The organism is Geminicoccus sp. (assembly GCF_035556675.1).
In the GTDB taxonomy this organism is placed as follows: domain Bacteria; phylum Pseudomonadota; class Alphaproteobacteria; order Geminicoccales; family Geminicoccaceae; genus Geminicoccus.
In genome coordinates this window covers 1-5622 of sequence record NZ_DATMFZ010000365.1, presented here as the reverse complement: position 1 = coordinate 5622, position 5622 = coordinate 1, and the positions used below count along the sequence as shown (strand labels likewise).

Annotated in this window: 7 protein-coding genes; 4 read left to right on the top strand and 3 right to left on the bottom strand. The window is 68.2% G+C overall.

Going from position 1 to position 5622, the window contains the following annotated elements; genetic code table 11:
• Positions 1 to 118: 118 nt before the first annotated feature.
• Positions 119 to 1414, bottom strand: coding sequence for a serine hydrolase domain-containing protein (locus VNS22_RS25825; protein ID WP_325737666.1), 1296 nt, complete (start codon positions 1412 to 1414; stop codon positions 119 to 121).
• Between the two features lie 417 nt (positions 1415 to 1831).
• Here VNS22_RS25825 and VNS22_RS25820 point away from each other — a divergent pair, with 417 nt between their 5' ends.
• Together VNS22_RS25820 and VNS22_RS25815 are read left to right on the top strand one after the other, a co-directional pair.
• Positions 1832 to 2917: a 3-deoxy-7-phosphoheptulonate synthase gene (locus VNS22_RS25820; protein ID WP_325737664.1), complete on the top strand. Its 1086-nt coding sequence runs from the start codon at positions 1832 to 1834 to the stop codon at positions 2915 to 2917.
• A 107-nt stretch (positions 2918 to 3024) separates the two neighbouring features.
• A complete protein-coding gene (locus VNS22_RS25815) occupies positions 3025 to 3825 on the top strand; it encodes an ABC transporter ATP-binding protein (protein WP_325737662.1) in 801 nt (266 codons plus the stop codon).
• A gap of 27 nt (positions 3826 to 3852) precedes the next feature.
• Here the strand turns inward: VNS22_RS25815 and VNS22_RS25810 are convergent, their stop codons facing one another.
• Positions 3853 to 4020: a hypothetical protein gene (locus VNS22_RS25810; RefSeq protein ID WP_325737660.1), complete on the bottom strand. Its 168-nt coding sequence runs from the start codon at positions 4018 to 4020 to the stop codon at positions 3853 to 3855.
• Between the two features lie 38 nt (positions 4021 to 4058).
• Between VNS22_RS25810 and VNS22_RS25805 the strand changes: the two genes are divergently transcribed.
• Together VNS22_RS25805 and VNS22_RS25800 are read left to right on the top strand one after the other, a co-directional pair.
• Positions 4059 to 4340 carry a hypothetical protein gene (locus VNS22_RS25805; RefSeq protein WP_325737658.1) on the top strand — a complete coding sequence of 94 codons (282 nt, stop codon included), beginning with the start codon at positions 4059 to 4061 and terminating at the stop codon, positions 4338 to 4340.
• Positions 4341 to 4368: 28 nt separating this feature from the next.
• A complete protein-coding gene (locus tag VNS22_RS25800; RefSeq protein ID WP_325737656.1) occupies positions 4369 to 5349 on the top strand; it encodes an alpha/beta fold hydrolase in 981 nt (326 codons plus the stop codon).
• Positions 5350 to 5422: 73 nt separating this feature from the next.
• Here VNS22_RS25800 and VNS22_RS25795 read toward each other — a convergent pair.
• Positions 5423 to 5622, bottom strand: a 200-nt coding sequence (locus VNS22_RS25795) for an ester cyclase (protein ID WP_325737655.1), incomplete at its 5' end; no start/stop codon positions are given.

Below are 5622 nucleotides of genomic sequence, written 5' to 3'. Positions count from 1 at the left end.
CCGCCACGGTCTCGATCACGACGCTCCTGTCGGTCGCGACGCTGCTGGGCTGGCTCTACGCGCTGTCATGGCTCGTCGGGCCGGTCTGACGCCGGCACGAAACTGGCCTTCCCGGATCTCAGTCGAAATCCTCAGGGGCTTCGGGACCATCGTCCGGCGCCGGCCGATCCTTGATGATCTCGTACAGCCTGAGCGCCAAAGGCGGGAGCTCGTCCTTTCCTTCCGGCGCTTGGCTGTTGGTGATCACCGTGACCACCAGGTCGTCCTCGGGAAAGTAGAAATAGACCGCCCGGTAGCCGAGCGTCATGCCCTCGTAGAACCACAAATGCCCGAGGCCGGGCACATAGACCGCCGCCACGCCCAGGCCGAAGCCGCGCGGCTCCTTGGCCGTGGTCTCGCGGATGGGCTCTCCGGTTTCCGACGAGACCAGCTCCAGCATCTCCTCGAGCTGCCTGGGCGGCAGGACGCGCCCGCCGAACAGGCCGCGCACCCAGCGCTGCAGGTCGCGCGGCGTCGACACGACCCCGCCGGCCGCCCCCGTCCAGCTGATGTCGGCGCGGCGCATGTCCTTGCCCACCAGCGGGGCCAAGGGCGCCACGGTGCAGTCCGGCTCGTACTCGCCGCAGGTCGGGTTGTTGAAGTAGCCGCTCGACATCCGGGCGATCACGCTCTCGGGCAGGGCCCACGGCTCGTAATAGCTGTCCTTCATGTAGAGCGGGTCGAAGATGAAGCTCTGGTAGAGCTGCTTCATGCTTCTGCCGGATGCCTTCTCCGCGATCATGCCGGCCAGGATGTAGTTGGTGTTCGAATAGAACCAGCCCGTGCTGGGCGGCAGCTGGTTCTTGGGCGTCGGGTAGGCGAAGGCGACCAGCTGTTCCGGCGTGAAGTGCTGGTTCGGGCGGCTCGCCTGGATGTCCATGAACCTCGGCGCCTCCGTATAGGTCGGGATGCCGCTGGTCATGTTGAGCAGGCGGCGGATGCTGACATGCCGCCAGGCCTTGTACTGCGGCAGCCAGTCCCCGACCGTCTGGTCGATGTCGAGCAGCCCCTTGGCCTCGAGCTGCAGCAGGACCGCCGCCGTCATCTGCTTGGTGTTGCTGCCGATCTCGTAGAGGGTCCGGCGCGTGACCCGCTCGCCGCTGTCGAAGTACTTGGTGGTGCCAGCGACGGCGCTGATCCCGGTCTCGCCATCCTTCAGGCTGACGAAGGCGGAGACCCCGCTGATCATCTCGACCTTGCGGCGCGCCGCAAGGTACTCCTGCAGCGCCTCCGTCATCTCCGCCCGCAGACCCTCGCGGCCGGCAGCGGCGGCAGGGAGCGTTCCGGCGCCCAGGAGCAGCCCCGCCACGAGCATGCCCAGGAACGAGCGGCGGATGCGGCCAATGCCCAGAGCAGGCTGCGGACTGGTCGTCATGTATTCCTCCCGGCCGTAGGATGTGCCCAGCAGACCGATGAGTCCGCCCGCGCCATCGTCGGTGGATCGCACGCTGGTGTCAGGAAGTCCCGCCCCCCCTCGTGGAAGTTTCTGGAAACCAGTGGAAGATCCTGGCGAATCCTGCCCGACGATCGGTCACTGCCCGCGCACGGAGGTCACGCGCAGGCCGGTTTCGGACGAATGCGAGAGTGACAAGCCGATCCGCCACGCCTATAAGCCCGTTCATGATCGCTACCGGCACCTACTTCTGGTTTTTTGGCTACCGCAGGCCAAGGGCGGAGGTATCGGGGTGCGCGATCGGATGAACTGAAGCGAAATATCCCGGAACAGCCGCCAGCCCCACTGGCGGCTTTTTTGTTGCCGCCGGTATGGCCCGAACCCTTGGAGTTCCCGCCCATGTCGACCGCAACCGACGATCTGCGCATCCGCGAGATCACCGAGCTCAGCACCCCTGCGGAAGTGATCCAGGAGATCCCCCGCAGCGACGCCGCCACCCGCACCGTGCTGGCGGGACGCACGGCCTTCCAGGACATCCTGCACGGCCGGGACGACCGTCTCGCCGTGGTGATCGGCCCCTGCTCGATCCACGATCCCGAGGTGGCCCTGGAATATGCCGGCCTGCTCGCCGAGCAGCGCCGCCGCTTCGAGGGCCAGCTCGAGGTCGTGATGCGGGTCTATTTCGAGAAGCCGCGCACCACGGTCGGCTGGAAGGGCCTGATCAATGATCCGGACCTGGACGGCAGCTTCCGGATCGACAAGGGCCTGCGCCTGGCCCGCGGCGTGCTGAGCGACGTGGCCGATCTGGGCGTGCCGGCCGCCTGCGAGTTCCTGGACATGACCACGCCCCAGTACATCGCCGACCTGGTGACCTGGGCGGCGATCGGGGCGCGCACCACCGAGAGCCAGGTCCATCGCGAGCTGGCCTCGGGCCTGTCCTGCCCGGTCGGCTTCAAGAACGGCACGGACGGCAACGTGCGGATCGCCGCCGAGGCGGTGATGTCGGCCTCGCACCCCCACCACTTCCTGGCGGTGACCAAGTCCGGTCGCTCCGCCATCGCCCACACCGCCGGCAACGCCGACTGCCACATCATCCTGCGCGGCGGCAGGCAGCCCAACTACGACGCCGCAAGCGTCGCGGCGGCGGCCGACGAAGCCCTGCGCTGCAAGGTCCAGCCGCGGCTGATGATCGACGCCAGCCACGCCAACAGCGCCAAGAAGCCCGAGAACCAGCCGCTGGTCATGGACGACGTCGCCCGGCAGCTGGCGGGCGGCGAGGAGCGGATCATGGGCGTCATGATCGAGAGCCACCTCCTGGCCGGCCGCCAGGACCTGAAGCCGGGCGTGCCGCTGGTGCGCGGCCAGAGCATCACCGATGGCTGCATCGACTGGGCGACCTCGGTCGAGGTGCTGGAGAAGCTGGCCCGCGCGGTCGAGCAGCGCCGCCTGGCCAGGCGCGCCCAGGTCGACCGGCTGGCCGGCTGAACTGATCCTCGCCACGCCCGCCCGGCTCTGGTCCTGGCGGGCGTCTGCCCCTAGGCTCGCTGCGTGCGGCGAACCGGCAGGACCAGGCCAGGGTGCAGACTTCCACGATGACGCGAGCGGCGGCCACCACCGGCCCGGTGGTCGAGACCCGGGGCATGGAACTGGTATTCCAGACCCGTGACGGCCCGGTCCATGCGCTGTCCGATGTCTCGCTCGGCATCGAGAAGGGCGCCTTCGTATCCCTGATCGGCCCCTCGGGTTGCGGCAAGACCACGCTCCTGCGCGTGATCGCCGACCTGGAGCAGCCCACCGGCGGCACCATCACGGTGAACGGCCGCACGCCGGAGGAGAACCGCCGCCAGCGCGGCTACGGCTATGTGTTCCAGGCCCCGGCCCTCTACCCCTGGCGTACGGTCGAGCGGAACGTCACCCTGCCCTTGGAGATCATGGGCATCCCTGCCGCCGAGCGCCGCGAGCGAGCGCGCCGCAACCTGCGGCTCGTGAACCTCGAAGGCTTCGAGCAGAAGCATCCCTGGCAGCTTTCCGGCGGCATGCAGCAGCGCGTCTCGATCGCCCGCGCCCTGTCGTTCGAGCCGGACCTCCTGCTCATGGACGAGCCGTTCGGCGCGCTGGACGAGATCACCCGCGACCACCTGAACGCCCAGCTCCTCCATCTGTGGCGGACCACCGGCAAGACCGTGGTGTTCGTCACCCACTCGATCGCCGAGGCCGCCTTCCTGTCGACCCGGATCGTGGTGATGTCGCCCCGGCCCGGCCGGATCCTGGACGTGATCGACAGCGACTTCCCGCCGGACCGGACCCTGGACATCCGCGAGACGCCCGAATTCGCCGAACTGTCCCGCCGGATCCGCGACGGCCTGCGCGCCGGCCACTCCTACGAGGACTGAAGCGGCGCCCGCCGGACATCCGCTGGCTCACGCGGGCGCTGGTTCCCGGCAATTGGCATCCCAGGCGAGCAGGGCCTGGGTGATGGCCGCATCGATGGCACCGGCGGGAACGCCATCCCGTGCCTGGATCGACAGGCCGACCAGCAGCCCCTCATAGAGCGTCGCCAGCCCGACCAAGTCGGTCGCCGGCCGCAAGCTGCCCTCGTCGACCCCGGCTTTGACGCAGGCGAGGAATGCCTCCCGGTTCGCCGCCCGTTCTCGGCGGTGCTGCGACGCAGCTCCAGACCGCATCGGCCGACGCTGCCGGCAGCGGCGTCGACCTCGCCAACGCCATGGTCACCACCGTCTGGAACGGCGCGATCGCGGCAGGCGGCATCCTGGGCGGCCTGCTGCTCGACCACTTCGGCGCCGGCGCCTTTCCCTGGGCGGTACTGGCACTCTCCCTCCTCGCCCTCGGCATCGCCTTCCGCGCGGACCGGCATGGTTTTCCGCCCGGCCCGCGCATGCATGCCTGAATCCACTATCAACCCTGGAGATCCAGCGATGTTCGTCACCTTGCTGAAGCAGGGCGCGGTAGCGCTCGCCCTGGCCACCGCACTCCCTGCCATGATGCCGGTCGCGGCGGCTGCAGCCTCCACGGCGCAGGAAGAGTTCCCGGCACCTGCCGGGTTCGTCCCCGGCTACCTTCAGGTGGATGGGGTCGACCTGCACTACCTCAAAGGCGGCGAGGGCCCGCTGGTCCTGCTCGTTCATGGCTTCGCGCAGACCTGGTACGAATGGGTCCGGCTGATGCCGCTGCTCGCCGAGACCCACACGGTCGTTGCGGTGGACCTGCCGGCGCTCGGTCTTTCCGGAATACCGCAATCCTATGCCGGCCAGGACGTGGCGCGACTGCTCCACCAGTTCGCCAAGAGCTTCAGCCCGGACGCGCCGTTCGATCTGGTGGCGCACGACATCGGCATCTGGAACACCTACCCGATGGTGGCCGCGCATCAGGCCGACATCCGTCGGCTCGTCTACATGGAAGCGCCGATCCCCGATGATCGACTGTACCAGTTCCCGGCCTTCACCCCGGAAGGAGAATCGCTCGTCTGGCATTTCAGCTTCTTCTCGGCCGGGAACCTCCTTCCCGAGCGGCTGGTGACCGGCAACGAGCGCTTCTTCCTCGAGCATTTCATCAAGGCCCACGCCACCAACCAGGACGTGTTCACCCCGGCGCATATGGATCTTTACGGCCGGTCCTTCGCCAAGCCGCACACGCTGCACGGCAGTTTCGAGTATTACCGCGCGCTCAACGAGACTGCCCGGCGCAACAAGCCCCTCGCGGCGACCAAGCTGGCCATGCCGGTGCTCGCGATCGGCGGCGGCGGCCAGGGCGGGCTGGGCGAGTTCCAGGGCGACCAACTGAGAGAGTATGCCGTGAATGTCCGGGACGTGGTGCTGCCCGGATGCGGCCACTGGCTGACGGAGGAGTGCCCTGATGCCCTCAACCCGCTGGTCGTGGACTTTCTGACGGCAGAATAGACGGAAAGGCGGCCGGCGGAGCCCGGGCTTCGCCGGCCCACGTCATGCAAGGACAGAAGAAGAGACCGGTACCCTAAAGCTGCGCCTCGATGGCGGCCTTGTCGACGATCGACCATACTCGGGCGATCTTCCCGCCGCGGAACTGGTAGATCACGCTCTCGGCGAAGGCGACCTTCCTGCCGTTCACCGCAAGGCCGAGAAAGCTGCCCTTCGGCGTGCAGTCGAACCAGATCCGGCTCACCACATGAGGCGGGTCGCAGAGCAGCATCCGGA

Coding starts and splice junctions, on each gene's coding strand:
- VNS22_RS25825 (WP_325737666.1), bottom strand. CDS start 1,414: ATGACGACCAGTCCGCAGCCTGCTCTGGGCATTGGCCGCATCCGCCGC.
- VNS22_RS25820 (WP_325737664.1), top strand. CDS start 1,832: ATGTCGACCGCAACCGACGATCTGCGCATCCGCGAGATCACCGAGCTC.
- VNS22_RS25815 (WP_325737662.1), top strand. CDS start 3,025: ATGACGCGAGCGGCGGCCACCACCGGCCCGGTGGTCGAGACCCGGGGC.
- VNS22_RS25805 (WP_325737658.1), top strand. CDS start 4,059: ATGCCTCCCGGTTCGCCGCCCGTTCTCGGCGGTGCTGCGACGCAGCTC.
- VNS22_RS25800 (WP_325737656.1), top strand. CDS start 4,369: ATGTTCGTCACCTTGCTGAAGCAGGGCGCGGTAGCGCTCGCCCTGGCC.